Consider the following 26,964-nt stretch of genomic DNA (forward strand, 5'->3'; position numbering starts at 1 on the left):
ACTCGTCCGGTGCGACATTGCGGCTGATCCGGCGAGGGGTCCGTGCTCCGGGGCGCGGGTGCCGCAGAACAGGATCGCGACCGATCGGTACGGCGATCAGGCCGGTCGGCGGGTCGCGGTACCGGCCAGATCGACGACGAGTTCGCCGACCAGGTCGCGAGTGGCGCGGGCTCGGGCCAGGGCGGGGTCACGGGGATCGACGTCCAGCAGATCGATCAGATCGTTCATCGAGCCGAAGATGGCGACGAGCCGTCGCACCGCAGCGCGCCGTTCGGCCGGCGCGAGGGGCAATGACATGGTGCTCACATGACAGGTATCGCCGTGCTGCGACACATGTTTCACATCCGGAAGTAAATTGCCGCCCGAATTCGGCACAGCGGCCCGCGGCCGGCCGGCCGGTCGGCGCGCGGCCCGCAGCCCGAGCCCTCAGTCTGCTACGTGCACAACGAGTTTGCCGAGGTTCTTGCCGACCAGCAGGCCGCGGAACGCCTCGATCGTGCCGTCGAACCCCTCGACCACGTCCTCCAGGTAGCGGACCCGGTCCTGGGCGATCCACTGCGGCATCTGCTCGAGGAAGGCGGGCATCTGCTCACCGGCGAATTCGGTCTGGATGAAGCCGCGGATGGTCAGGCTCTTGCGCAGCACCACCGACATGAGCAGCCCGAGCCGGTCCGGCCCCTCGGGCAGGTCGGTCGCGTTGTAATCGGCGACCAAGCCGCACACCGGGATTCGGGCGAACGAGTTGAGCCGCGGGAACACCGCGTCGAAGACCGCGCCACCGACGTTCTCGAAGTAGACGTCGATGCCGTCCGGCACCGCGGCGGCGAGCTGGTCGGCGAAATCCGGTGCGCGATGGTCGATCGCGGCGTCGAATCCGAGGCGTTCGCGCAGCAGCGCGACCTTCTGCGGACCACCGGCGATGCCGACCGCGCGGGCGCCGTGGATCTTCGCGATCTGCCCGACCGCGGAGCCGACCGGTCCGGTGGCCGCCGCGACGACCACCGTCTCACCGGGCTGCGGACGGCCGATGGTGAGCAGCCCGGAATAAGCGGTGAATCCGGGCATTCCGAGTACGCCCAGCGCGGTGCTCACCGGCGCCGCGTCCGGGTCGAGCCGGCGCAGATACCGCACCGGCTCCACCGAATGCGTCTGCCAGCCACCGTAACCCAGTACGATGTCACCGGAACGCGCTGCGGCATCACGGGATTCGAGGACGCGCGAGACCGTTGCGCCGACCATGGTCTGGCCGAGCTGCACCGGGGGCGCGTAGGACGGCGCATCGCTCATCCGTCCGCGCATGTACGGGTCGAGCGAGAGGTAGAGCGTTTCCAGCAGAGCCTGACCCGAATCGGGTTCGGGCAGCTCGACGGTTTCGGTCCGGAAATTCTCGGGTTCGGGCATGCCGACCGGGCGTGAGGCCAGGACGATCCGGGTGCTCTTCATCGGTGCTGCCACCTCCGGTGAGTCGGAATCGGTACGCGGACGAGTCTCCCACGTATCGCCGCGGCGTCGGCGCGGACCCGCTGCGTGGGGCAGCCGACGTGCGCGACGACGAGTCCAGCGACTGTTTGCTGATTCAGCAAAATTACTTGCCGAAAGTGGATACGAGCCGGAGGGTGGTGTGTCGAGGAGGTGGTCATGGTGACCGGACAATTGCAGGACGGCTACGACGTGGTCGTGGTGGGTGGCGGTGCGGCCGGGCTGAACGGGGCGCTGATGCTGGGCCGATCGCGGCGATCGGTGGCGGTGATCGATTCGGGCGCGCCGCGCAACGCACCCGCCGACGGGGTGCACGGGCTGCTGGCGCGCGAGGGCATGCCGCCCGGCGAACTGCTGGCCCGAGGTCGCGCCGAGGTCGCCGGCTACGGCGGAGTGGTGGTGACCGGCGAGGTCGCCGAAATCGCGCGGGACGCTGCGGGATTCGAGGTGCGGCTCGGTGACGGCAGGTCGGTGCGGGCGCGCCGGCTGCTGGTCACGACCGGTGTGGTCGATGAGCTGCCCGATATTCCCGGACTGCGCGAGCAGTGGGGACGCGATGTGGTGCACTGCCCGTACTGCCACGGCTGGGAGATCCGCGACCGGGCCATCGGCGTGCTCGGCACCGGACCCATGTCGATCCATCAGGCGCAGATGTTCCGGCAGCTCAGCGATGACGTCGTCTACTTCGCGCACACCGCACCCGCGTTGTCCGCCGAGCAGGCGGTACAGCTCGCCGCCCGCGGCATCCGGGTGGTGGAGGGGCAGGTGGCCGCGGTGGAGGTCACCGAAGAGCACATCACCGGTGTGCGCCTGGCCGACGGCACACTCGTCCCGCGAACCGCGCTGGCAGTCGCCTCGCGGATGGCCGCCCGCGCCGGATTCCTCACCGGCATCGGCCTGCACCCGATCGAGCATCCCAGCGGCGCAGGCGATTACGTCCCGTCCGATCCGGTCGGACGGTCCGAGGTCGCGGGAGTGTGGTTGGCGGGCAACGTCACCGACCCCTTCGCGCAGGTCGGTGCGGCCGCCGCGGCCGGAGCCATGGCAGGCGCGCAGATCAACGCCGATCTCATCCTCGAGGAGACCGAACTGGCCGTGGCCGCCTACGAATCGCCGTTCTCGGCGGCGATGGAGGCCGAGGTCGCGGCCGTGGCGGGCGGCGAGTCGGGGCGCGGACTCTAGTGCGCGGACAGCGGCGCATCGGTGGCGTCATCGCCCGATACCCTTGGTCGGGTGAACGAGTGTGCTCCTGATGCGCTGCGCGTCGGATATGTGCCGGGCGTGACGGTCGCCAAGTGGGCCAGGATCTGGGCGGAGCGGTTCGCGGACGATTCGCTCGCCGTGGTCGGCGTCTCGCAGGCGCGGCAGGAGTCCGCGCTGCGGGACGGGGAGGTAGACATGTGTTTCGTCCGCCTGCCCATCGACCGTGAGGGGCTGCACGCGATTCCGCTGTACCGGGAGTTGCCGGTCGTGGTGGTGCCGAAGGACCATCCGATCGCGCTGTTCGAGGAGGTCGCCACCACCGACCTCACCGACGAGCGCATGCAGGACACCGACGACCTGGACGCCCTGTCCGGCACGGTCGAACTCGTCGCGGCGGTGGGCGGCGCGGCGATCATGCCGCATTCCCTGGCCCGCCTGCACCACCGCAAGGATCTCGTCTACCGCACCGTCACCGACCTGCCCCCGACCGAGATCGCCCTGGCCTGGCCGATCGACCAGGACAATCCGGCGGTGGAGGATTTCATCGGCGTCGTCCGCGGCCGCACCGCTCGCAGCACGCGCGGCAGCCAGCAGGACGCGTCGCCGGAGCGCGGGAGCAGGACCGGCACGGCCGACGACAGGGGAGCGCGGTCCGGGCGAGCGCGTTCGGGCGGCGGCACAGCGAGCGGTAGGGCCCGCACCGGATCGGGTGGCGCGAAGACCGGCGGCGCGAAAGCGAAGGGCACACGGTCGAGCAGGGCGGGGCAGCGCGACGCTCGCGGTCGGCGTGGTCGATAACCGTTCTCGGACAACAGAAAACCGCCCGGCGAGGATTCCTCGTCATGCCCCGTGCGGGGCTCCGGGCGGCCGCTCGACCCAAGTTCTACTTGGGCTTGTTCTTCAGGACCGTGTCGCGGACCAGAATGCCGAGGATGGTCGCGGCGAACAGGATCAGGTAGATGTAACCGGTCCAGCCGGTGGACGCCCCCTGCTGGTTCTCGTACAGCATGGCGAGCAGGATCAGGGCCACGACGACGCCCGCGACCTTGAAGGTCGTCCGGGATTCACCGCTCCAGCCGAAGGCGGCGGAGGGAACCTCGGCGGGGTCGACCTTGGTGACGACGCCGCTGTTCTCGGCGTGCTCCATTTCCTTGCCGGCCACTGCTCGCTCCCATCGGTTACAGGTAGAACTGTCGGTCATCATCGTGACATACGACTGCCCGTCGTAGCCAGTGGGGTGAGCGGGTGTCAGCTTCCATTGTGCGGAACAATGAAGTGGTGTCCGACATAGTGAGAGTCCTGCTCCTGGGCAGCACCGGTTCCATTGGTACGCAAGCGCTCGAGGTGATCGCCGAGAACCCGGACCGGTTCCAGGTGGTCGGACTGGCCGCACGGGGCGGCAACACCGACCTGCTGGCGCAGCAGATCCGGGCCACCGGCACCACCGAGGTCGCCGTCGCCGATCCGGCCGCCGCCGCGAAACTCGGTGTGGCCCTTGCCGGTCCGGACGCGGTCACCGAGCTGGTGCGCCGGACCGAGGCCGACGTCGTGCTCAACGCCCTGGTCGGCTCGCTCGGACTCGAACCGACCCTGGCCACCCTGGAATCGGGCCGCCGCCTGGCGCTGGCGAATAAGGAATCGCTGGTCGCGGGCGGTTCGCTGGTGACTCGGGCGGCCAAACCAGGCCAGATCGTCCCGGTGGACTCGGAGCATTCGGCGATGGCGCAATGCCTGCGCGGCGGACGTGCGCAGGAGGTGGACAGGTTCGTGCTCACCGCCTCGGGCGGCCCGTTCCGCGGCTGGACCGCCGAGATGCTCGAATCGGTGAACCCGGACGAGGCCAAGGCACATCCGACCTGGTCGATGGGCCTGATGAACACCCTCAACTCGGCCACCCTGGTCAACAAGGGGCTCGAGCTGATCGAGGCGCACATGCTGTTCGGCATCCCGTACGACCGCATCGATGTGACCGTGCACCCGCAGTCGATCGTGCACTCCATGGTCACCTTCGCCGACGGCTCGACGATCGCCCAGGCCAGCCCGCCGGATATGAAACTGCCGATCGCGCTGGCCCTGGGCTGGCCGGACCGGGTGCCCGGCGTCCTCGTGCCACTGGATTTCACGCGGTCGCACACCTGGGAGTTCGAGCCCGTCGATACCGCGGTGTTCCCGGCGGTCGAACTCGCCAGGCAGGCAGGTCAGGCGGGGGGAACGGTGACCGCGACCTACAATGCGGCCAACGAGATCGCCGTGCAGGCATTCCTCGACGGGCGGATCGGCTTCCCGGGTATCGTGCGCACGGTCGCGGCTGTGGTCGAGTCGGCCGACCAGTGGCGCGCGGAACCCAGTACCTTGGACGAGGTGCTCGCGGCGGACGCGTGGGCGAGACAGCGTGCGCGCACGTACGTAGGCAACTGACGCAGGAGGGTTCGACACCGCATGGGGTTCGCGATCGGGTTCGTGCTGTTCGCCCTCGGTATCACGGCGTCGGTGGCGCTGCACGAATGCGGGCATATGTGGGCCGCCCAGGCCACCGGCATGAAAGTGCGCCGCTATTTCATCGGATTCGGCCCGAAGGTGTTCTCCTTCCGCCGCGGTGAGACCGAGTACGGGCTCAAGGCCCTGCCGCTGGGCGGCTTCTGCGATATCGCCGGGATGACCGCGCTGGACGAGATCGATCCGGCGGACCTGGATCGCGCGATGTACCGCCAGAAGACCTGGAAGCGCCTGGTGGTGATGGTCGGCGGCATCCTGATGAACTTCCTGCTCGGCTTCATCCTGATCGTCATCCTGGCGGTCGGCTGGGGTCTGCCGCGCCTGGATTCGCCGCCGGCCAACCAGATCGCGGTGGCCTGCGTGGGCGCGGACAACGCCGACGGCACCCATCAGAAGTGCAGCGGTGCGGGCCCGGCCCAGCTGGCGGGTATGCGCCGCGGCGACAAGATCGTCGCGGTGGGCGGTACGCCGGTGCAGAACATCGAACAGATCGCGGCGGAAACCAAGGACCGCACCGGACCGATCGTCTATACCGTCGAGCGGGACGGCAAGACCTTGCAGATCACGGTCGACCCCGTGCGGGTGAAGAGCTACCCGATCGATCCGAAGACGAACAAGCCTGCCGCCACGCCGGTGGAGGCCAGCAAGATCGGCGTCCTGCAGGATTATTACGACACCTCGCACTACAACGTCCTCACGGCCATCCCCGCCTCGATCGGGTTCACCGGCGATATGTTCGGCAAGACGTTCGAATCGCTGGCACAGATGCCGACCAAGGTCGTGAACCTGTGGCACGCGGTCACCGGCGGCGTGCGCGACCCGAACACCCCGGTCAGCGTGTACGGGGCCAGCAAGATCGGCGGCGAGACCGTTGAGCACGGCCTGTGGAACGTGTTCATCCTCGTGCTGGCGAGCCTGAACTTCTTCCTGGGCGCGTTCAACATCCTGCCGCTGCTGCCGCTGGACGGCGGGCACATCGCGGTGGTGCTCTACGAGAAGGTCCGTAACCTGCTGCGCGGGCGGCGCGGTCTGGAGGCGGGCGGCCCGGTCGACTACATGAAGCTGCTACCGGCCACGTACGTGGTCGTCGTCATCGGCGGGGCGTACATGATCCTGGTGCTGGCCGCGGACATCGTGAACCCGATCAAACTGTTCTGAGATCGGGCTCCGATCGGGCATGCGGCGCGGCCCGGTGCGCGAGCTATCGGGGCACGGCTCGGCTCTGCTCGCGCAGCAGGGTGCGGCACAGCTGGTCGGCCCGGCGCGTGGTCTCTGGCTGGCGGTAGCGCGGGGCCAGAGCCAGGGTGGTCGCGCAGGCGGTATCGAGTGCAATGCGATGCCCGACCGAGACGAAGACGGGTTTGACCCTGGGCCGGGTGCGCACGGCCCGGCCGACGACCTCGTCGTCCAGGAGGATGTCGCTCATCGCGCCGCGTTCGGGCCCGGGCTCGGAAGCGTTGCCCCACAACGACTTCGCGACGCCCATCGTGGGCAGGCCGGTCAGCAGGCCCAGATGGCAGGCCAGGCCGAAGCGGCGTGGGTGCGCCAGGCCCTGTCCGTCGCACACCATCAGATCCGGTGTCGTCTCCAGCTTTTCGAGTGCGGTGAGGATGGTCGGCAGCTCTCGGAACGCGAGTAATCCTGGGATGTACGGGAATTGGGTTGTTCCCCGCGCGGTCGCCCGATCGACCGGCTCGAGCGTCGCGGCGTCCAGCACGACCACGACTGCGACGACATTGCCCTGCTCGTCGTAGGCCGAATCCAGTCCGGCCACGGTCTCGAACCGCGGCGCGGCCGGATCGGTCGGGTCCACCTGTCCGCGGAGCCGATCCTGCAGCGCCGCAGCCGCTTCCGGGTCATCCGGAAGTTCCGCCGTCATCGCCATCCGCATCGGCTCAAACTACCGGTTCGTGCCGGCTATTGCCTGTTCAGGGCTGTCCTGCGATAGTGCGCGGCGATCTCGTCGCTGGTCGTGACCCAGACGCCCGGATGATTGGTGACGTACTCCAGAGCCTCGTCCAGATAGTGGCGGCGGAACGCCTGGCCGGTGACGAACGGATGCAGCGCCAAGGGCAGCACGCGGCCGCTGTCGGCGGAATCCTCGTAGAGCTGGTCGAGTTGATCGACGACCATCCGGACGAAATCGGGCCCGGTGAGTCCCTTGCTCACGAAGATCCCGATGTCGTTGAGCTCCACCGAATACGGGACGCTCAGCATCCCCGGGACGTTCAGCGGATAGGGCTGGTCGTCGTTGGTCCAGTCCAGGACGTAATCAACGCCCAGCTCGGCCAGCAGCCGTGGCGTGTCGAAGGTTTCGGTGAGGCCGGGCCCCATCCAGCCGCGCGGCCGCTGCCCGGTGCTGCGCTCGATGGTTGTGACGATATCGCGCAAGGCGATTCGCTCCTGTTCGACGGACAGCCCGCTGTGCATGTGACTGTTGCTGCTGCCGTGCGCCAGCCACGCCCACCCGCGCTCCACGCCCGCGCGAATGATCTGCGGATACCTTTGCCCCACATCGGAATTCAGCAGTGCACTGGCCCGGATGCCGTACTTGTCCAACGTGTCGATCAGTCGCCAGATGCCCACGCGCGGGCCGTAGTCCCGCCAGCCGTAGTTGAGCGAGTCCGGCGTCAGCGCGGTGGTGCCCGGATAGGTCGCGGTACCGGGCAGATCGACGTAGAAGTGCTCGATATTGAGCCCGACGTAGAAGGCCACACGCTTGCCGCCGGGCCAGTGGATCGGCGCGCGATCGACGATCGGGCTGTAGTCGAAGAGGGTGATGTCTGTGCTCATATCGCTATGCTCGAACCCTCACACATATGTGAGAGTCAATCGGAAGTTCTTGTGAGGAGCGGCATATGCGGATCGGGGAGTTGGCGGAGCGCACGCGGACCTCGCCCCGCCTGCTGCGTTATTACGAGGAGCAGGGCCTCATTCGCGTCGAGCGCGCGGCCAACGGCTACCGCGATTACGACGAGCGGCTCGTCGATCAAGTGGTGCACATCCGGGGATTGCTGGAGGCGGGCCTGCCGACGCGAATCATCAAACAGATTTTGCCGTGCCTGCGAGACCCGAGTGACATCCACTTCGCCGACGCCACACCGGAGATCATCGCCGTACTGGAAGATCAGCGCGACCGCCTGACCGACCGAGTCGATCTGCTCACCCGCAATCGCGACGCCATGTCCGCCTACATCGACTCCCTGCGCGGCTGTATGCGTCCTGCCGCGAGTTGATCGGCCGGGGCGGGTAGCGGGGCCGGGACGGGGTGGGGGACCATGGTCCTGCGGCGCGCAGCCAGCGTCGCGATGCGTTCTGAGTGTGTCCAGCGATCCATGTCCGCTACACAGGAGGAATGACGACTATGGCGATTTTCGGCACGTTCCGGCACACCGCCCGGTTGACCACCGTCGCCGCCGGGGTGGGTGCTGCCGTGGCATTGGCCGCGGGGACCGCGTTCGCGGCCAACGGTATCGATGTCACGGGCATCGGGCCCACCAATGTCATGGTGAACTACAGCTGCGATCCCTCTGCCGGAGTGACCGCGGTCAAGGTGATGGCGGGTGCGCCGGATGCCGACCACCCGTCGGCGACCGGCACGCAGACCGCGTTCACCTGTGACGGCGCTCAGCACTCGGCCGTGGTGGTGCTGCAGGGGACGCCGATGGCCAGAGGCCAGCGCGTACAGGTCCGCGCCGCGCTGGTGACCCGCGACGACACCGTCGTGAAGGGGACGGCCAAGGTGGCCACCCTCGGGTGATGCCCCCGCATCCGGCCCCGGGACCGGTTCCCGCGGGCCGGATGCTCAGGCGGTGAGCCGGTCGTCCTCATCGATGAACCGGGTCGCCACGACGCTGATCACCGCGGTCGCCGCGAGATATCCGCAGGCCAGCCAGGGGGAACCCGATGTGGCCGCGATGAGTGCGGTGACGATCATGGGCGTGATGCCCGAGGCGTAGATGCCCGAGACCTGATAGACGAACGACAGTCCGGTGTACCGCACCTGCGGCGGGTACAGGCCCGCGTAGAGGGTGCCCTGCGCGCCGTAGAACAGCGCGTGCGCGCCGCCGAAAACCACGATGATCGCGAGCGCGAACAGCACGATGTTGCGCGTCTGGAACACCGCGAACACCGGGTACACCAGCAGCCCGTATGCGGCGATGCCGGCGATATAGACCCGGCGTGGACCGAATCGGTCGGCGAGCAGCCCCGAGACCGGGATCAGCGCGGCCATCACCAGCGCCGCGATGGTCACCGAGACCAGCACCGGAACCTGTCGCAGCCCCAGATGGCCGGTAGCGAAGGTGATCGCGAACACGCCCCAGGTATTGAAGGCCGCGCCCTCACCCCACCGCGAGAGCAGCCCGAGGACGGTGTTGCGCCGCGTGCGCACGTTGCGAAACAGTTCCAGCACAGGCACTTTGGAGATCCGGTTGAGCCGATCGATCTCCCGGAACGCGGGCGTCTCGTCGATCCGCAGCCGCACGATCAGACCGATCGCGACCAGCACCACGCTCGCGCCGAACGCGATTCGCCACCCGTAGCTCAGGAACGCCGGCTCGCTCAGCGTCGAGCGCAGCAGCGCGAACACCCCGGTGCCCAGTGCGAGCCCCAGCGCCAGCCCGACCTGCGGATAACTGCCGAAGATCCCGACCTTGCGGCGCGGACTGTATTCCACCGCCAACAGCACCGCACCGGCCCACTCGCCGCCGAGCGCGAATCCCTGCAGAATTCGCAAGAGCAGCAACAGAATCGGCGCGGCGATCCCGATCGCGCTCGCGGTGGGCAACACCCCCATCAGCGCGGTGGACCCGCCCATGAGCGCCATCGTCAGCGCGAGTGTCCCTTTACGCCCGATCCGATCGCCGATATGCCCGAACACCAACCCGCCGACGGGCCGCATCACGAATCCGACCGCGAATGTCGCGAACGACAACATCGTCCCGACGAAACTGCTCGAATGCGGAAAGAACAGTTTGCCGAAAACGATTCCGGCGGCGGTGGAATAGAGAAAGAAGTCGTACCATTCGACGGTGGTCCCGATCAGGCTCGCCGCGATCGCGGTGCGCGTATCGGCGACCGTCAGGTGTCGGTCATCCTCGGTTGCGCGCTCGTTCACCGACGCGGATTCCAGCAACGACATGGGCGATCCTCTTCTTTCCAGCGTCGACTCGACCAGCCAGGCTAGGGGCAGCCGGGAACGCCGAGAAGGGTTCTGCTCACCGAGATTCCAGCCGGAGTCGTTATCGCAGAACCGGTTCGGGCCCCCGGCACACCTGCTGTTGCCGGCACGCAGTGCGGCGTCCGCTCAGAAGACCAGCTCGGACCAGGGAATACTGATCGGGAACGGATGATCGATGCGCACTGCGCCGGCGTCGCCCGGAGACCAGGCTCCGGCCAGGACGTAGTTCGCGGTGCAGCACCGTGATGCCGGGGTCCGCGGGCTTCACTTCGGGGATCAGTGTGAAGGCATGAATATGCGCGATCTCGCTGCGTTGGGTGGCGAGAGTGACTTCCCAATACCACGGAATTCCGGCTCGCGCGGGCCGCGTCGCAACCACACCACGCGCCCCTCCCAGAGTTCGATGTGCTCGGCGATCTCATCCGGAAGCGCCGACAGTTCTTCCCAGGTCATGTACTCCGGGAGTTCGGGTCGCTTCGCCTCTGGGGCGGCCATGCGGTCATGGTAGTTCACCCACCCGGTGCTGGTCCGGCGAGATTTCCAGCGCGGTCTTCGGCGAATCGCACGTAGCTGGCGCGGCTGCTCGGGGCGCAATCGCCCTCGGGGCAGCGAGCTTCGCGCGCCGACATGATTTTCGATGTGTCGCAACGTTTCCGTAGGCCCGCACGGTACCTGGTCGCGGCCCGCGAATCGCCGGCGCTCAGTCGAGGAACGTCACGGTTTCCGACAGCGGGGCCCGGACGCTGTACGGGTGCGGGGCCTCGGGGTCGGGATGGCCGATGGACATGCCGCAGAACAGGATTCGCTCGGGCGGGGGCGCGATCGTCTCGGCCACGGTGCGGTGGTATTCGGACCAGGAGATCTGGGCGCAGCTGTGCAGGCCCTCCTGGCGCAGGAGCAGCATCACCGTTTGCAGGTACATGCCCGCATCGGCCCACTGCGGTGCGGGCATGTCTCGGTCCAGGTAGCAGAACAGCGCGGTGGACGCGCCGAAGCAGTTCCAGTTCTCGGCCCTGGCGCGGGCTCGCCCGGCGGCGTCGTCGCGGTCGATGCCGATCGCGCCGTAGCGGCGCGCGCCCATATCGGCCATGCGTTCGCGATACGGCGAGCCCAGATCGGGCGGGTGAACCGCGAATTCCGGTTCGTCCCCGGAATCGCCCGCCGCGATCCGCTCGCCGATTCGTTTCTTCAACTCCGCCAGCCGATCACCGCCCAGCACGTAAATGTGCCAGGGCTGCATATTGCCCCCGGAAGGTGTGCGGGCGGCCACGCCGAGCACCCGTTGCAGGACCGCTCGATCCACCGGCTCCGCGGTGAAGGCACGAATCGATTGTCTGGTCTGCACCGCGCGGTAGACGTCCACCCGGCCATCGTACGTACCCGTCGGCTCGCATGATCCCTTGAGTAACAGAGGTTTTCGACCGAGGCGAGCCGTCGGCGGCAGCTGCGTGCCCGGCTACCTCGAGGTGTGTGCGGCCGCCCGATGCGCGCTCGTGCGCACGTGATTCCGCCACCCGCGCTGGGATGCGATTTCAGGCGATAAACTGGGCTCGGCGAATGATGAGCAAAGGATGCCCGGTGCCCGCCGACCCGCTGGATGCCCAAATGGCCGATGAGTGACGACGAACCGCTTCAGACGCGTCGTGAGGTTCTCACACCTCTCGCGGCGGAGCTGGAAGCTGCGGGTTTCGAGGACGCGGTGGAGATCGGCCGCGGTGGTTTCGGCGTGGTGTACCGGTGTTGGCAACCGGCGCTGGACAGGACCGTCGCGGTGAAGGTGTCGAGCGGCGACCTGGATGCCGACAGCAAGGCGCGCTTCTTGCGCGAACAACGGGCAATGGGCCGGTTGACCGGGCATCCGAACATCGTCACCGTCCTCGAGGTCGGCTCCATCGCCGACGGGCGCCCCTATCTGGTGATGCCGTTCCACTCGGCCGATTCCTTGGATGTGTGGATCCGCAAACACGGACCGCTTTCTCTGGAACGGACGCTGGTGGTGGGGGTGAAGATCGCCGGAGCGCTCGAGACCGCACACCGTCTCGGCATCGTGCACCGCGATGTGAAGCCGGGAAATATTCTGCTCACCGAATACGGCGAACCGGCGCTGACGGACTTCGGGATAGCGCACATCATCGATGGTTTCCGCACCTCCGAGGGCACGCTGACGGGATCGCCGGCATATACCGCCCCGGAGGTTCTCGAAGGTGACACACCGGGCCCCGCCTCGGATGTGTACGGACTCGGCGCCACGCTGTTCAGCGCCCTCACCGGCCACGCGCCGTACGAGCGCCGCGAGGGGGAGAACGTGATCACGCAATTCCTGCGGATCACCACCGAGCCGGTACCGCGTTTGCACATCAGCGGCCTGCCCGAGGATGTGGTGGCACTGGTGGGGGCGGCGATGAGCCGCGATCCGAGCGCCCGGCCGACCGCCACCGCCTTCGGCAGCTCGCTGCGCCGGATCCAGCGGCAGCACGGATTTCCGGTGGACGATATGGCGCTGCCCGCCGAGGCGGGCCGGACAGCGCACGATCCGAAGGTCCCGATCCCGCCACAGCACCTGGCGGCCATAGGAGAGCCGGGCAGCGGCCGGGGGAGCGGCAATCTGCCGTCGGAACTGACCAGCTTCATCAACCGCCGCAGCGAATTGGCCGACCTCAAGAACATGCTGACCACCTCCAGGCTGGTGACGCTGACCGGTATCGGCGGTGTCGGGAAGACACGTTTGGCGCTGCGCGCCGCGTCGGCCCAGCAACGCGACTTCGCCGATGGCACGTGGCTCGTCGAACTCGCCGACGTCGCCGATCCCGCACTCGTGGTCGACGCGGTCGCGGCCGTTCTCGGCCTGCGAGATGTGCCGGGCGCATCACTGCTCGAGGTGGTGATCCATTTCTCGGCCTCGCGGGACATGCTGCTGATTCTGGATAATTGCGAGCACCTCGTGGATGCGGCGGCGAAACTGGCCGACACGATGCTGCGCAGTTGTCCGGAGCTGCGAATCCTCGCCACCAGCCGGGAGGCGCTCAATATCTCCGGAGAATCGGTGGTCCGGGTGCCGCCGTTGACGATTCCGGACCAGGATCACGAACCCAGTCTGCAGCGGATGCCCCGTTTCGACGCGGTGACGCTGTTCACCGATCGTGCCGTCGCAGCCGTACCCGGATTCCGGCTCGATGAGAAGAATCGATCGGCCATAGCGCAGATCTGTGCCCGGCTCGACGGCCTGCCTCTCGCGATCGAGCTCGCGGCGGCCCGGCTCCGTTCGATGTCGCCGGTGCAGATCCTGGAGAATCTGGACAACAGCGACTCGTTGCTGACCCACGGCAGCCGGACCGCGCCGACGCGGCAGCAAGCGTTGCGGTCGTGTATCGACTGGAGTTACGACCTGTGTACGGCGGCCGAGCGACAGCTGTGGGCGCGTTTGACGATCTTCGCCGGCACCTTCGAGTTCGACGCCGCCGCGCAGGTGGCCGGGCTGGCGGTGACACCGGAGAGCGTGCTCGACGTGCTGTCCTCCCTGGTGGACAAATCCATTCTGGTCCGCGAAGACGCCGATACCGTCGTACGTTTCCGGATGCTCGAAACGCTCCGTGAATACGGGCGGCAGAAGTTGCGGGAATCGGGCGAATACGAGGAACTGCGACACCGGCACCGGAAGTGGTACAGGCAGTTGGTGCTGACGGCCGAAGCCGAGTGGCTCAGCCACCGGCAGCCGTATTGGTTCGCCCGGCTCGATCGAGAGAAACCGAACCTGCGCGAGGCACTCGATTCCCTGATGGGCGACGAGAGCGCCGAAGCGGGCCACGCGGCTGTGCAGACCGCTGCTGCACTGCACGGGTTCTGGTTCTTCGGTGGCCTCTACGGCGAAGGCCGGTCCTGGATCGAGCGCGCGCTCGCCCGCTGCGACGACGGGTCGATACCCGACTGCGTTCATGCGCTGTGGGTCGACATTCAACTTGCCGCCGCACATGGTGACTTGCGTACCGCTGAAACATCTCTGGCGAGAATTCGGTCGCTCGCGGAGCGGGATCACAGCCCCGTCGTCCAAGCCTACGTGGATCATGCCACCGGTACATGCGCTCTTCTGAGCGGCGACACCGCCCGCGCGCGGTCCAGTCTCGAGAGCGCCGTGCAGAGAATGAGTGCGCAGCAGGAAACTGGTCTGTATATCAGCGCCCTGACTTATCTCGGGTGGGCTTGCGAGGGGAACGGTGACCGGGAGCGGGCAGATGAATACTGCCGGCAGTTACTGGCTCTCACCGAGGCGTCCGGCGAGCTGGCCTATCGCTGTGCGGCTCTACGGGGAATGGCCGTCGCCGCGTGGCAGCGGGGCGACCGAGACCGCGCACAGCAGCTGATCCAGACCGCGCTGCGTCTCAACAGCGAGTTCAACAGCCCGGTCACCGCGTCATTCATACTTCAGTCCCTGGCATGGATCGTCGCGGATGTCGATGCCGAACGGGCCACGGTTTTGATGGGCGCCACCGACACCATCTGGCCGGCCGCCAGCAGCGCCACGAGCATCTCTCCGGATATGTCGCCGTTGCACAGAGAATGTGAGCAGACAGCACGCCGAGCGCTCGGCAACCAGAAATTCACCACCGCGTTTCGGCGTGGCCAGTCGATGAGCATGGATGCCGCACTCACCTTCGCGTTCGGAAAGGGCAGCGCCACCACGGTCACCGGGCCCGCCGAGGTCTTGACCAATCGTGAGCGACAAGTCGCCGATCTGGTCGCGCAGGGCCTGAGCAACAAGCAGATCGCCGCGAAACTCGTGATATCCCAACGCACAGCGCAGGGGCACGTCGAACACATCCTCACCAAGCTCGGATTCAGCTCCCGGGTGCAGATCGCCGCCTGGGTGATCGGCGATCCGGGCAGCCAGAGCACGTGACGCGCCGCGCGCCGGTCATGGCTCAGTGCCTGCGGGTCACGGTGACTCCGCGTCCTGGCCGCCAGAGCTGCACGATCAGTAGTTGCTCCTCCTGATCGACCGTTACGAGCACCGCTTCGGTGAGATCGAGCCGGAAGGCATGGAAGTCGCCCGGCGGTTCGCTTCCGGTCGTCAGCGCTGCCTTGCCGGCGGCGTCGGTGACCTCGACAGCCACACCCGCTACCTTGGCGTCGCCGTCGGACGGGTGCGCGTGGACCGCGCACCGGCCATCACGTTGCAGGTCACGGGCTTTCATCGCGCCGAGCATCGAACCGAAGGTCAGATCGGGGCCGCGGAAGTCCACCTCCGAACCGCTGACTCGCGGACTGCCGTCGCGCCGCAGCGTGGCCAGCACGTGCGTCTCATGTGCTTCGAATCGGCGCTTCACCTGCGCCGCGAGCTCCGGGGCCTCGTCCTCGAACTGATGCCAAGTAGTCACGGGCCAATGGTGCCATCGGGCACCGACATCGAACGGGAACGAACGGCGCTCAGCCGCGCTCGGCCAGTTCTCGCCGATCGTCTCGGCCCGCGGTCGGCGCGGTGGTCGGCGAATACGAGCTGGTTGCGCCGCGGGCGGTGGTGTACCTGCCGGCCAGCCACGGCAGCACGTTCGCATGTTCAGGTGAGGGCCCGGGCGAGTTGGTCGGTGGCGTGGACGAGCTGATCGGGGTCGCCGTGGCGCCGTCCCCACATCGCTTCCCGCACCGCGCCGAGCTGAGTCCAGCGGCGCACTCGATCGGTGCCGAGTTCGGCTGCGTCGCAATAGATGTCGAGGTAGTGCAGCACGAGCGGCCGCATGTTCGCGGAGTAGAGGACCTCGGCGAAGCGGGGGCTGCGAATCACGTTGAGGGCTTCGTGGGCCGGGTCGCCGACCCAGGTCTTGGGGTCGATGGCCAGCCAGGGTTCGCGATCGGACGCCAGGATGTTGGCATCGTGCAGGTCGCCGTGGACCAGCGAATCGGGTTGGCCGGGCCCCAGCTCGCGCAATGTGGCAACGGCGGCCTCGAGCACCTCGCCCGGCAGCGGATTACCGAAAGCCGCTGCGGTGGTGACGATTTGGTTTTCCCAGTGGTCGATCCGCTCGGACAGCCGGGGTAGCTGCGGTGGGGCAGGAACGGCCAAGCGGCGTGACAGCCTGCCCTGGATCGTGAGGGCCTGCTCATGGTCGGTGACGTCGGCAAGGGTGCGCTGCGACGCCAGTTCCAGCAGCATGGCGAAGTTGTCGTCGTCACGCGCGAGCATTCGCACGGCACCGTTCCCGTCCCAGGTCGCGTACGCATCCGGGTCGTGGACGTTGCCCGGATGCGGAAACGACACCTTGACCACCGCGGGCGCGCGGTTCGCACACCGCACCGGAACCACGATCCCGACCTGGCCGTACATCACCGGGCCCGAGGGCGTGCACGACCAACGCTCCAGCAGCACGTCCACCAAGCCCGGCAGGGCCGCGACCCACGCCCGCCCGCGTTCGCCTTCGTTCGCCGACTTGATCCGGACGAATGCCTCCGGGACCTCGATCATGAGACGACCCTACGTCTTTCGTGCCGGCTACTCGCACCGTCGGCTACCCGCGTATCGGTCGGTTCGGATCGCCTGCCCCACAGCGCATCCGGATGTCGTGGGCGATTCCCGACGATGCGGATGTCGGCTCACCGGTGAGACATCCACCGCCCGAACGGTTCTCGGGCGCGAGCGCGCATCAGCACGCCCGGCATCGCGTCCTCAGATGTGGATGTATCCGCCGATGAGCGCGGCATCGTCGAGGCGAGGCGCGATGGATTCACCGCCGAGCGCGCTGCGTAGTTCGATCTGTTCGTCCCTGACCACGTGCATGACGGCATTGATCAGGGCGAGGTGAGTGAACGCCTGCGGATAGTTGCCCCAGTGCCGGCCGGTTCGCGGGGCGATCTCCTCGGCGTAGAGGCCCAGCGGGCTGGCATAGCCGAGCAGTCTTTCGCACAACTGCTTGGCCCGGTGCTTCTCGCCGATTTCCGACAACGCGGACACCAGCCAGAACGAGCAGATCGTGAAAGTGCCTTCCTCCCCGGCACATCCGTCGTCGGTTTCGTCGACGCGGTAGCGCAGCACGAGTCCGTCGCTGGTGAGTTCGTCGGCGATGGCGAGCACGGTCTTGCGCACCCGTTCGTCGTCGGGTGGCAGGAAACGAACCAGCGGGATGAGCAGGGTCGAGGCGTCGAGCGCGGTGCCGCCGTAGTACTGGGTGAACACGCCGCGCGAGTCGACCGCATTGGCGCAGATGTCGGCATGGATGTCCGCCGCCGCCTGTTGCCAGCGGGCGGCGCGTTGGAAATCCTGATGAATCCGGGCCAGGCGCGCGCCGCGGTCGGCGGCGACCCAGCACATGACCTTGCTGGAGGTGAAGTGTTGCGGCTTTCCGCGCACCTCCCATATGCCCTGATCGGGTTCGGACCATACCGACAGCGCACTTTTGACCGCCCACCGCAGCAGCGGCCAGGTGCGGGCGTCGATCTGGTCCTGATGACGCGCGTAGAGGTAGACCGCGTCCAGCGCCGTGCCCCAGACGTCGTGCTGGCGTTGGCGATAGGCGTCGTTGCCGATCCGCACCGGGGCGGCGTTCTCGTACCCGCGAAGGTGGTCCAGCGTCTGCTCGCGCAGGTCGGTCTCGCCGCCGATGCCGTAGACGATCTGCATGTCCTCGGCGCCCTCGGCCAGGTTGATGATGTGCGAGAAGTAGTCGTTGGCCTCCCAGTTGAAGCCCAGGGTGTACAGGCCCCACAGCGCGAAGGCCGAGTCCCGGATCCACATGTACCGGTAGTCCCAATTGCGTTCTCCGCCAGGGGTTTCCGGTAGCGACGTGGTGGGTGCGGCGACGATGGCGCCGGTCGGCGCGAAGGTCAGGCCCTTCAGGGTCAGCGCGCTGCGGGTGAGCTGGGCGCTCCACGGGTGGTCCGGAAAGCGGCCGCCGGCCAGCCAGTGCCGCCAGTGATGCTCGGTCCGCACGAGCCGTTCCTTGGCCTCCTCGACGTTCTCGGGAGCCGCCCGGCTTCCCCACGACAGCGCGCAGAAGCGGGTGTCACCGCGTTGGAGCAGGGTGCGGGCGAGCGCGCGGCCGTCCTCGATGCCGAGGCGCAGATCGGTGGTCAGCCGCAGCGGCAGGTCGACGCCCTCGGCACTGGCCTCGGCGAGGTGGTAACTGTCCAGATACTCCCAGCGGGCGCGAGTTCGGCCGTAATCGAAGGCCGGCTGACAATCGAGAACGAACGGGATCTGGCCGTTCTCGCAGTGCACGATGCGCAGCAGGATGTGTTCGGCGTCGTAGTCGGTCGGCGCGCGGCGGTGCGCACTGCGGCCGGGCTGCTGGTGCCGCCACGGGCCGACCAGCAGGACATCGCGGACGGTCGCCCACCCTTCGCCGCTACGCCAGCTCGTCTCCATGACCATTGTCCCGGGGATGTATCGGCGATCGGCCGGAGTCGAGATGTCGGCGGGAGCGAAGCGGAACGACCCGGCCGACCGGTCCAGAATGGCTCCGAACACGCTGGGCGAATCCATCCGGGGCAGGCACATCCACTCGACCGCGCCGTTGGGCGCGATGAGGGCGGTGACCTCGGAATCGGAGATGAACGCGTAGTCGTCGATGCGCGGAAAGGCCGTGACCCGCGGCGTATGGTCCGGATGATCGTTCATGCGGTGCTCCCGTTCGTCACCTGCTCGGTCCGCTCGGATGCTGGTTCGATCGTATGACCGGTCTCGCACGCTTTCCATCGGCCCGGCGCGGCGAATGTATCCGAGTGCGGATCAGGGCTTGTGCGCCACCACCGCGAACATGGTCACCGAGAAGTGAAAGTCGCCGGTCTTGGCGCCGCGTTCGATATCGGCGAGGACGCGGTCGCGCTGGCCGGCGGTGATCGACCCGTCGGCGACACCGCGTTCGGTGATCACGGCGCACATCGCGAGTATCGACTCCGGCTCCCAGATCACGGCCTCGGACCCGACATCGTCGATCACCAGGCCCGCCGCGACCAGTTGGCCGCGCAAATGCCTGCCGGAGTTGCGATTCGGACTGTTGCTCGCCATTCGGCGCTGCAACGCGGCGATGACCTCCGGATCGCCGGGGTGGAAGATCGCGGTGGACCAGTCGCTGTCGATCAGCACCACTCGTCCGCCCGGTCGCAGCACCCGCGCGATCTCGGCGGTGGCCTTGGCCGGATCGTCGAGGTGCTGATAGACGCGCTCACAGCGAACCGCGTCGACAGATGCGTCCGGCAGTGGCAGATCGTAGGCCGATCCCTCGATGAATTCGGCCTTCACATCCGCGGCGCGCTCGCGCGATGCGGCGAGCATCGCCGGATTCGGATCGATGCCGATGGCCCGTCCGGCGTCGCCCACCAGGGCGGCCAGTTCCATCACCTCGGTTCCGGTACCGGAGCCCAGGTCCAGGGCCGTTTCGCCGGGCCGCAGGGCCAGGGCGGCACGCGCCCACTCGCGCATTCGCACCACACTCGGCAAAGCGGCCTGCTCGTCGAGTATCCGGACGATCAGGTCCTGCTCCGGATGGTCGATCCGGTCGATGTGGAAGGACGGAACGTCTCGTTGGTCGCTCACTCCGCCCAGTATGCTCGCGCGCTCGGCCGAACCGCAGAATCAGTACCTCCACCGGGACGCGTCGACGATCTGTTCGGGGGTGGCGTCGGCGAACAGTGCCATCTCGCCGCGCCGCACGCTGCCGATGGTGTCGGCCAGTTCGTCGCCGAAGGCCGCGCACAGCACGTCGTCGGAGTCGAAGGCAGCCACCGCGTCCGCGAGCGTGGTCGGCAACTGCGTGATACCCCGTGCGGCACGGGTGTCCGGGTCCAGCCGGGCCGGGTCTCCGGCCACGGGTTCGGGCAGCCGCGCGCCCGTCCGCAGGCCCGCGCGGCCGGCCGCCAGCAGGCCCGCGGATGCCAGGTAGGGGTTCGCGGCGGCGTCGAACGTCTTGATCTCGAGATTGGCCGCGCGAGCGCGTTCCCCCTCGCTTCCGGTGACGTAGCGCAGGGCTGCCTCCCGATTCTCCAGGCCCCAGCATCGGAAGACACCGGCCCAGTGGCTCGGCCGCAGCCGCAGATAGCTCGCCTCCGCCGGGCAGCCGAGGGCGAGCAGTGCGGGCAGATGGTCCAGGATCCCGGCGGCGAAGTTCTCCCCCTCCCGGCCGATACCGAAAGGGCCTGGGCCGCCGCACATTCGGTTCACACCCTCGCGCCACAGACTCAGGTGAACGTGGCCGCCGTTGCCGACGCCGCCGGGCACGACCATCGGACCGAACGCGGCCCGCAGCCCGTGCAGCCCGCTGACCGCTCGGACGCTCTCGCGCACCAGTACGGCGGTATCGGCCGTGTCGACGGGATCGCTTGCGGCAATGGATAATTCGAACTGGCTCAGCTCGTATTCGGGATGTATCTGCTCGACGGTGACGCCGCTGTCCCGCAACCTCGAGACCACGTCGCGCAGATACGGGGCCAGTTCGCTCACACGGGCCATGCCGTACGCGGGCCCCGAGGTCGCGGGGCGGAACGTATCGGGCTCGAACGGGTCGGTGCGCGAGACCATCCATTCGAACTCGATCGCGGTGCGCAGTTCGTATCCGTCGTCGGCCAGTTCGCCGACGAGGCGGCGTAGTGCCAACCGGGAATCGCGCGGATGCGGCGCGCCGTTCTGCGCGTAGCGGTCCGCGGGCGCCCATGCCCAGCCCGGGAGGGCGGCGAACGCGGTCACCCGCTCGACATCGGGATGCAGCCGCAGGTCGCCGGTCGGACCTCCCGCGACGTGGTCGGTCAGGATGGAATCGTCGGCCAGGAAGGCGTCGAAGACCGGAGAGGCGCCGATGCCCCATGCCGCGGCATGCGAGAACCGTTCCACCGGCACGGCTTTCATCCGGACGATGCCACTGGTGTCGACCCAGGTGACCGCTACGACGTCGATATCCCGAGCGCTCAGTGTGGCGGCAACGGCGCTCGCCCGATCCGCGCGGTCACGTCGCGATTCCTCGGTCAGTGGTTCCACATCGACTCCCGGAGGCTCGAGGGAAGCCGGCGCAACCAGACACTCTCGCCGGCGGGTTGCCGCATTCGAGACTACGCGACGGCGCCCGAATCACTCCCGTTCCGGGCCGGATCTCACCGGTCGCGCCGCCGGGCAGCCCGGGCCCGCGATGTCATCGCATGGACACAACAGCCCTGCAAGGTCTGAAAATCACCCGCGAAACTCACTGGCGCCTCCTTTGGTGGGTCCGTCTCTGCCATCATACCCGCAATTCGATGCGTGAACGATGCGTATCGCGGCTTCGGCGGCGGACTGCCGCGGATCGGCGTTGCTGGTCGGAAATCCGCTTGTCAGTGCGATTTCTCGCAGGCCATCCGTATCGTGTGTCGCCGACTGTCGTAGATCGAATTCGACATCCATGCATCATTGGTGCATCGATTGCTGTAGTCTTGGGCTTGGACGTGGAGGGAGGAACCGTGGGCGGCCCGAGGTATCCGGCCGCCCCGACCCCTGCCTCACCGATCTGCCCGGCATCCCATGCCGTCGCATCGCCGAACCGAGGAGTGGACGTGACCGCCACCATCGACAACTCACACCGATCGCGTTCCCCCGCGGCAAGTCTCGCCGAGTGTTCGGTGAACACGATGGAATCGGTCGCCGCATGGCACGCCGCCGTACGAGACGAAGTGCTGACCGAGCTGGATGCCTTCCTGCGCCGGAACCGGATCGGCGCCGTGCACGGGATCGCCGTCGACGATATCGCCCGCCGGTACGTCGCGGGCGGCAAATGTCTGCGCTCCACCTTCATGTACGTGGGCTGGTTGTGCGGCGGAGCGCCCGATGCGGCCGCCCTGCGGGCCGCTGCCGCGCTGGAACTGGTCCACGCCTTCGCGATGATCCAGGACGATGTGATGGACGAATCGGCGCTGCGCCGCGGCGCGCCGACCGGCCACGCCGCCTTCGCCGCCGCGCACCGGGCCCGGCGGATGCCGGGCGACGCCGGGCGTTTCGGCGAGTCGGCGGCCGTGCTGCTCGGCGATATCTGCCTGGTGTGGGCGGACAAGATGTTGCGCGACAGCGGAATTCCCTCAGCGAGCCTGGACCGGGTGTGGCCTCGTTTCGACGCGATGCGGATCGAGCTCGCGGTCGGTCAATTCGGCGATCTGCTCAACGACGTGCGCACCGAACCCGACCTCGGACAGGTGTTGGCGTTGGCACGAGCGAAGTCCGGCAACTACACCGTGCGCCGCCCGCTCGTGCTCGGCGCGGCGATGGCCGGATGTGCCGAGCCCGTCCTGTCGGCGCTGAGCCGGTACGGGCATGCGGTGGGCGAGGCATTCCAGATGCGCGACGACCTGCTGGGCGTATTCGGAACCGCCGACGCCACAGGCAAACCCGGTGACGGGGATCTGACCCAGCACAAGGCCACCACCGTGGTGATCGCCGCCCAGCAGCTCGCCGGACCGGCCGCCCGCCGCGAACTCGGCACGTTGCTGTCCGCGCCGGTCGTCGACGCGGACGCCACCGAACGACTGCGGGCGCTGATCACCGCCTCCGGAGCGCCCGCCCGAATCGAGGCGATGATCGGCGACCGGATCGGCGAGGCGCGGCGGATCGTCGAGACCGCGGCCGTGCCCGAACCGATGCGGTGCGTACTCGGCGGCATGGCACACATCTGCACCACCTCGCGGCCATGAGGAGGAAAACCATGCGCACGACCACCGGTCGCAGCGACCACGTCGTCGTGGTCGGAGCGGGCCTGGCCGGACTCTCGGCGGCACTGCATCTGGCCGGTCGTGGCCGGAAAGTCACAGTGCTGGAACGTGATTCGGTTCCCGGTGGCCGCGCCGGTCGCGCCGACGTGGACGGCTATCGCCTCGACACCGGTCCGACCGTGCTGACGATGCCGCATCTCGTCGAGGAGGCGTTCGCGGCGGTCGGCCAGGACATGCGCGGCCGCCTGTCGCTGGTACCCGTGGATCCGGCCTATCGCGCCCATTTCGCCGACGGCCGCCAACTCGAGGTCCACAGCGACGGCGATCGGATGGCCGCCGCGATCACCGATTTCGCCGGGGCCGGACAAGCTGCGGGATACCGGCGCCTTCGCGCCTGGCTCACCCGGCTCTACCACGCCGAATTCGACTCGTTCATCGCCGCGAATTTCGATTCACCCCTCTCGGCGCTGAGTCCTGCGTTGGCCAAGCTCGCGACGATGGGTGGATTCCGTCGCTGGGACCGTGCCGTCGCCGCCCATATCACTGATCCGGATCTGCGCCGCCTGTTCACCTTTCAATCCCTCTACGCGGGCGTCGCGCCCAGCCGGGCGATCGCGGCCTATGCGGTGATCGCCTATATGGACACGATCGCCGGCGTCTGGTTTCCGCGCGGCGGCATGCGCGCGCTGCCCGACGCGCTCGCGTCCGCCGCGCGGGACGCCGGAGTGGTCATGCGCTACGGCGCCGCCACGGCGAGCCTGGAACGCACCGGGTCCCGGGTCAGCTCGGTCGTCACCGTGACCGGTGAGCGGATCCCGTGCGATGCGGTCGTGCTCACCACCGAGTTGTCCGAGAGCTACCGGCTTGCGGGCCACTCTCCGCGCCGTCCGTTGCGTCCCACCGCGGCGCCGTCCGCGGTCGTTCTGCACGTGGGCTGCGCGGCGATGCCGGGGGCGGCACATCACCATCTGCTGTTCGGGCGGGCTTGGGAGGATGCGTTCGCCGACATCATCAGCCGCGGACGCGTCATGGCCGATCCCTCACTGCTGCTCACCCGGCCCACCGCGGGGGATCCTGCCCTTGCCCCACCCGGCCGCGATCTGCTGTACATTCTCGCGCCGGTACCGAACCTCGTCCGAGGACAAATCAATTGGGACCGCTTCGGCCCTCGCTACGCTGCGGAGATACTGGACACCGTCCGCGATCGTCTGCCGGTTCCGCTGTCCGACCACCGGCTGCTCCACATCACCACTCCCGCCGACTGGGCCCGGCGCGGGATGCTGGCCGGAAGCCCGTTCGCGTTGGCGCACACCGTGACTCAGACCGGTCCCTTCCGTCCGGCCAATATGATCCGCGGACTGGCGAACGTGGTGCTGGCGGGCGGCAGCACCGTCCCCGGCGTGGGTATCCCGCCCGTGCTGCTGTCGGGTCGGCTCGCCGCCGACCGAATCACCGGGCCGGTCCCGTCTGCCCGTCCCGCGCACCGAACCGTGTCCGCCCTCGCGGCGTCGCCCGCCGCGACCATCCGCTGATCGGAAGCCCATGTCTCCCATCGCATTCGTCGATGCCACCCGCACCGACCCGCAGCTGCACCGGTCCTATCGCGCGTGCCGGGAACTCAACGCCCGCCACGGTAAAACCTTCTTCCTGGCCACCCGGCTGCTGGCTCCGGAACAACGCCCGGCGATCCATGCGCTCTACGGCTTCGCGCGCCGCGCCGACGACATCCTCGACGACATCGACCCGGCCCGCCCGGCCGCCGAACGCGCGGCGCGGCTGCACGCGCTGGCCGAGCAATTCGCCGCCGAGGACACCGCCGCCGACGCCGTCCTCCCGGCCGTCTCGCACACCGCTCGCGCCTACCGGATCCCCGCGGCACTGTTCGACTCGTTCCTGGACGCGATGCGGATGGATCTCATCGTCACCGACTATCCGAATCGACGGGCCCTGGACTGCTACGTCTACGGTTCCGCCGAAGTCATCGGTTTACAGGTGCTGCCGGTCCTGGGTACGGTGTGCCCCCGCGAGGAGGCCGAGCCCTACGCCGCTGCGCTGGGAAAAGCGTTCCAGCTCACCAACTTCCTGCGCGACGTCGACGAGGACCTGTTCCGGGACCGGGTATATCTGCCGGCCGACGAACTGGCCGTGCACGGCGTCGACCGAGATCTGCTGCAGTGGTGTCAGGCGCACCGCCGCACCGACCCCCGCGTGCGTCGCGCGCTGATCGCCCAGCACGCGTACACCCGCGACATCTACGACTACGCCCGCACGGGCATCGCCCTGCTCGCGCCGCGATCGCGGCCCTGCGTGGCCGCCGCGCTCACTCTCTACTCGGAGATACTGGATCGAATCGAATGTCTGGATTTCGATATTTTCGTTCATCGCGCCCGGGTGGGAATACCGCGGCGTGCCGCGGTGGGGAGTCGCGGTCTCGCTCGCGCCCTCTGGGCCCGGTGTGCCGTGCCTAGAGTCACGAGATGAGCTGAGCCGCAGCCTCTTCCGCGGCTCCGGTGATGTTGCGAGTCATCCCGCCGAAGATGAGGGCGTGGAAGGGAGCGATGGCCTTCCAGTACAGATGTCCGGCCAAACCGTGCGGTTCGAACACGGCACGCTGCCGGTAGATCGTGCCACGCGAGTCCGTATCGACGCTCAGCTCCAGCCACGCCCGGCCGGGCAGCCGCATCTCCGCGCGCAGCACCAGGGTATTCGGCCGTTCGATGCGTTCCACGCGCCACCAGTCGAGCGCCTCGCCGGCGTGCAGCCGATGCGGGTCGCGTCTGCCGCGGCGCAGTCCGGCGCCTCCGGCCAGGCGGTCGATCCAACCGCGCAGCGACCATGCCAGCGGGAAGGAGTACCAGCCGTGTTCACCGCCGATGGACTCGATCACCGCCCACAGTGTCGCCGGATCGGCCCGGGTGGGCCGTTCCCGTTGGTCGACGTAGAGGGACCCGCCCGACCATGCGGGATCGGTCGGCAGGGGAGAGGACGGTTCGCGACCGAGCTGGTCGGCATCGGACCAGCGGGTGGGCACGCTCGAGTCCCGGATGCGCGCCAACGCCAGTTCGACGGCCGTGCGGTAACCGGTGAGTCCGCCCGGCGGATCGGGGATATGCCGCGCGATCGCGTGGTCCGCGCAGATCACGTCGTTGACCAAGGACTCCATCAGCGGTACCGCGATCGCCTTGGGGACCGGGGTGACGAGATTGACCCATTGTGCCGACAGCCACGGGGTGAGCACCGGGACCAGGATGATCGCCCGCCGCGGCAGCCTCGCCACTGCCGCGTAATCGCGCATCATCTGCCGGTAGGTGAGTAAGTCCGGGCCGCCGATGTCGAAGGCGTCCCGCACATCCGGCGGTAGTTCGGCCGCCCGGGTCAGGTAGTACAGCACGTCTCGCACCGCGATCGGCTGGATGCGGTTGCGCACCCAACGCGGGGTGACCATCACCGGCAGCCGCTCGGTGAGATAACGGAGCATCTCGAAACTGGCCGAGCCCGACCCGATGATCACCGCGGCCTGCATCGCTATGGCCGGTACCGGCCCGCCGAGCAGGATTCTGCCGACCTCGGCGCGGGAGGACAGGTGCCGGGACAGCCGTTGCCCGGGCGGAACGATGCCGCCCAGATACACGATCCGGCGCACTCCGGCCTCGGCCGCCTGCTCGGCCACCAGTGCCGCCGCGCGCCGGTCGACATCGTCGAAATCCGTGCGTGTCAGCGAATGCACGAGGTAATAGAGCACGTCCGCGTCGGCGCAAGCCGCGGCCACATCGTCGGCGCGCAGTACGTCACCGCGGCGGACCTGCACGCTGTTGCGCCAGCGGGCCTCGTCGAGTTTGGCCGGTGTGCGGGCCAGAACCCGCACCTGGTGGCCCGCGGCCAGTAGCTCGGGTACGAGCCGGCCACCGATATAGCCGGTGGCACCGAAAACCGCACATCGCATACCGTCTCCTGAT

The 26,964-nt window shown here is 68.1% G+C and carries 24 protein-coding genes; 10 read left to right on the plus strand and 14 right to left on the minus strand.

Features of this window, described 5'->3' with window-relative positions:
* Nucleotides 1-96: 96 nt before the first annotated feature.
* Nucleotides 97-297: a hypothetical protein gene (locus AC5WS7_RS16475; RefSeq protein WP_495955368.1), complete on the minus strand. Its 201-nt coding sequence runs from the start codon at nucleotides 295-297 to the stop codon at nucleotides 97-99.
* 129 nt (nucleotides 298-426) lie between these two features.
* The gene (gene curA, locus AC5WS7_RS16480) at nucleotides 427-1,443 is read right to left on the minus strand and encodes an NADPH-dependent curcumin/dihydrocurcumin reductase (RefSeq protein WP_495955369.1); all 1,017 of its coding nucleotides are present in this window, start codon (nucleotides 1,441-1,443) and stop codon (nucleotides 427-429) included.
* A gap of 195 nt (nucleotides 1,444-1,638) precedes the next feature.
* Here curA and AC5WS7_RS16485 point away from each other — a divergent pair, with 195 nt between their 5' ends.
* Both AC5WS7_RS16485 and AC5WS7_RS16490 read left to right on the plus strand, forming a co-directional pair.
* Nucleotides 1,639-2,661: an NAD(P)/FAD-dependent oxidoreductase gene (locus AC5WS7_RS16485; protein WP_495955370.1), complete on the plus strand. Its 1,023-nt coding sequence runs from the start codon at nucleotides 1,639-1,641 to the stop codon at nucleotides 2,659-2,661.
* Nucleotides 2,662-2,712: 51 nt separating this feature from the next.
* Nucleotides 2,713-3,480 carry a LysR family substrate-binding domain-containing protein gene (locus AC5WS7_RS16490; protein WP_495955371.1) on the plus strand — a complete coding sequence of 256 codons (768 nt, stop codon included), beginning with the start codon at nucleotides 2,713-2,715 and terminating at the stop codon, nucleotides 3,478-3,480.
* Nucleotides 3,481-3,565: 85 nt separating this feature from the next.
* Here AC5WS7_RS16490 and AC5WS7_RS16495 read toward each other — a convergent pair whose 3' ends face one another.
* Complete coding sequence (locus tag AC5WS7_RS16495) at nucleotides 3,566-3,844, minus strand: DUF2631 domain-containing protein (RefSeq protein WP_495955372.1); 279 nt, start codon at nucleotides 3,842-3,844, stop codon at nucleotides 3,566-3,568.
* A 116-nt stretch (nucleotides 3,845-3,960) separates the two neighbouring features.
* On the opposite strand from AC5WS7_RS16495, the gene dxr reads away from it, so the two are divergent.
* Entirely contained in the window at nucleotides 3,961-5,100 is a 1,140-nt protein-coding gene (gene dxr / locus AC5WS7_RS16500; RefSeq protein WP_495955373.1) for a 1-deoxy-D-xylulose-5-phosphate reductoisomerase, read from the plus strand.
* A 21-nt stretch (nucleotides 5,101-5,121) separates the two neighbouring features.
* Nucleotides 5,122-6,336 carry a M50 family metallopeptidase gene (locus AC5WS7_RS16505; protein ID WP_495955374.1) on the plus strand — a complete coding sequence of 405 codons (1,215 nt, stop codon included), beginning with the start codon at nucleotides 5,122-5,124 and terminating at the stop codon, nucleotides 6,334-6,336.
* Nucleotides 6,337-6,379: 43 nt separating this feature from the next.
* Here the strand turns inward: AC5WS7_RS16505 and nfi are convergent, their stop codons facing one another.
* Together nfi and AC5WS7_RS16515 are read right to left on the minus strand one after the other, a co-directional pair.
* On the minus strand, nucleotides 6,380-7,069 hold the full coding sequence (nfi, locus tag AC5WS7_RS16510; protein WP_495955375.1) for a deoxyribonuclease V: 690 nt from the start codon (nucleotides 7,067-7,069) through the stop codon (nucleotides 6,380-6,382).
* Nucleotides 7,070-7,095: 26 nt separating this feature from the next.
* Complete coding sequence (locus tag AC5WS7_RS16515) at nucleotides 7,096-7,971, minus strand: polysaccharide deacetylase family protein (RefSeq protein WP_495955376.1); 876 nt, start codon at nucleotides 7,969-7,971, stop codon at nucleotides 7,096-7,098.
* A 65-nt stretch (nucleotides 7,972-8,036) separates the two neighbouring features.
* On the opposite strand from AC5WS7_RS16515, the gene AC5WS7_RS16520 reads away from it, so the two are divergent.
* Together AC5WS7_RS16520 and AC5WS7_RS16525 are read left to right on the plus strand one after the other, a co-directional pair.
* Nucleotides 8,037-8,414, plus strand: a complete 378-nt coding sequence (locus AC5WS7_RS16520) for a MerR family transcriptional regulator (protein ID WP_495955377.1) — start codon at nucleotides 8,037-8,039, stop codon at nucleotides 8,412-8,414.
* A gap of 119 nt (nucleotides 8,415-8,533) precedes the next feature.
* Nucleotides 8,534-8,938 (plus strand): hypothetical protein, encoded by a 405-nt coding sequence (locus AC5WS7_RS16525; protein WP_495955378.1) that lies wholly within the window; start codon nucleotides 8,534-8,536, stop codon nucleotides 8,936-8,938.
* 45 nt (nucleotides 8,939-8,983) lie between these two features.
* Here AC5WS7_RS16525 and AC5WS7_RS16530 read toward each other — a convergent pair whose 3' ends face one another.
* The 3 genes from AC5WS7_RS16530 to AC5WS7_RS16540 form a co-directional block, all read right to left on the minus strand.
* On the minus strand, nucleotides 8,984-10,321 hold the full coding sequence (locus tag AC5WS7_RS16530) for an MFS transporter (protein WP_495955379.1): 1,338 nt from the start codon (nucleotides 10,319-10,321) through the stop codon (nucleotides 8,984-8,986).
* Between the two features lie 315 nt (nucleotides 10,322-10,636).
* On the minus strand, nucleotides 10,637-10,855 hold the full coding sequence (locus AC5WS7_RS16535) for a hypothetical protein (RefSeq protein ID WP_495955380.1): 219 nt from the start codon (nucleotides 10,853-10,855) through the stop codon (nucleotides 10,637-10,639).
* Between the two features lie 205 nt (nucleotides 10,856-11,060).
* Nucleotides 11,061-11,723 carry a nitroreductase gene (locus tag AC5WS7_RS16540; RefSeq protein ID WP_495955381.1) on the minus strand — a complete coding sequence of 221 codons (663 nt, stop codon included), beginning with the start codon at nucleotides 11,721-11,723 and terminating at the stop codon, nucleotides 11,061-11,063.
* Nucleotides 11,724-11,972: 249 nt separating this feature from the next.
* Between AC5WS7_RS16540 and AC5WS7_RS16545 the strand changes: the two genes are divergently transcribed.
* Nucleotides 11,973-15,254 (plus strand): protein kinase domain-containing protein, encoded by a 3,282-nt coding sequence (locus tag AC5WS7_RS16545; protein ID WP_495955382.1) that lies wholly within the window; start codon nucleotides 11,973-11,975, stop codon nucleotides 15,252-15,254.
* A 22-nt stretch (nucleotides 15,255-15,276) separates the two neighbouring features.
* Here AC5WS7_RS16545 and AC5WS7_RS16550 read toward each other — a convergent pair whose 3' ends face one another.
* From AC5WS7_RS16550 to AC5WS7_RS16570, 5 genes are all read right to left on the minus strand, one after another.
* Nucleotides 15,277-15,732, minus strand: coding sequence for a pyridoxamine 5'-phosphate oxidase family protein (locus AC5WS7_RS16550; RefSeq protein WP_495955383.1), 456 nt, complete (start codon nucleotides 15,730-15,732; stop codon nucleotides 15,277-15,279).
* Nucleotides 15,733-15,911: 179 nt separating this feature from the next.
* Complete coding sequence (locus AC5WS7_RS16555; RefSeq protein ID WP_495955384.1) at nucleotides 15,912-16,814, minus strand: aminoglycoside phosphotransferase family protein; 903 nt, start codon at nucleotides 16,812-16,814, stop codon at nucleotides 15,912-15,914.
* Between the two features lie 201 nt (nucleotides 16,815-17,015).
* Complete coding sequence (locus AC5WS7_RS16560; protein ID WP_495955385.1) at nucleotides 17,016-18,962, minus strand: glycoside hydrolase family 15 protein; 1,947 nt, start codon at nucleotides 18,960-18,962, stop codon at nucleotides 17,016-17,018.
* A 111-nt stretch (nucleotides 18,963-19,073) separates the two neighbouring features.
* Nucleotides 19,074-19,880 carry a methyltransferase domain-containing protein gene (locus tag AC5WS7_RS16565; RefSeq protein WP_495955386.1) on the minus strand — a complete coding sequence of 269 codons (807 nt, stop codon included), beginning with the start codon at nucleotides 19,878-19,880 and terminating at the stop codon, nucleotides 19,074-19,076.
* Between the two features lie 39 nt (nucleotides 19,881-19,919).
* Nucleotides 19,920-21,314, minus strand: coding sequence for a type I glutamate--ammonia ligase (locus AC5WS7_RS16570; protein ID WP_495955387.1), 1,395 nt, complete (start codon nucleotides 21,312-21,314; stop codon nucleotides 19,920-19,922).
* 548 nt (nucleotides 21,315-21,862) lie between these two features.
* Between AC5WS7_RS16570 and AC5WS7_RS16575 the strand changes: the two genes are divergently transcribed.
* From AC5WS7_RS16575 to AC5WS7_RS16585, 3 genes are read left to right on the plus strand one after another with little or no spacing between them, the layout of a single operon-like run.
* Entirely contained in the window at nucleotides 21,863-22,990 is a 1,128-nt protein-coding gene (locus AC5WS7_RS16575; protein ID WP_495955388.1) for a polyprenyl synthetase family protein, read from the plus strand.
* Between the two features lie 11 nt (nucleotides 22,991-23,001).
* Nucleotides 23,002-24,540, plus strand: a complete 1,539-nt coding sequence (gene crtI, locus AC5WS7_RS16580) for a phytoene desaturase family protein (RefSeq protein WP_495955389.1) — start codon at nucleotides 23,002-23,004, stop codon at nucleotides 24,538-24,540.
* Nucleotides 24,541-24,550: 10 nt separating this feature from the next.
* Nucleotides 24,551-25,489 (plus strand): phytoene/squalene synthase family protein, encoded by a 939-nt coding sequence (locus AC5WS7_RS16585; protein ID WP_495955390.1) that lies wholly within the window; start codon nucleotides 24,551-24,553, stop codon nucleotides 25,487-25,489.
* Here AC5WS7_RS16585 and AC5WS7_RS16590 read toward each other — a convergent pair.
* Nucleotides 25,479-26,951 (minus strand): SDR family oxidoreductase, encoded by a 1,473-nt coding sequence (locus AC5WS7_RS16590; protein ID WP_495955391.1) that lies wholly within the window; start codon nucleotides 26,949-26,951, stop codon nucleotides 25,479-25,481. The two genes, AC5WS7_RS16585 and AC5WS7_RS16590, sit on opposite strands and share 11 nt — an antisense overlap.
* Nucleotides 26,952-26,964: the final 13 nt, after the last annotated feature.

Source organism: Nocardia sp. PLKS1-43 (assembly GCF_059510335.1).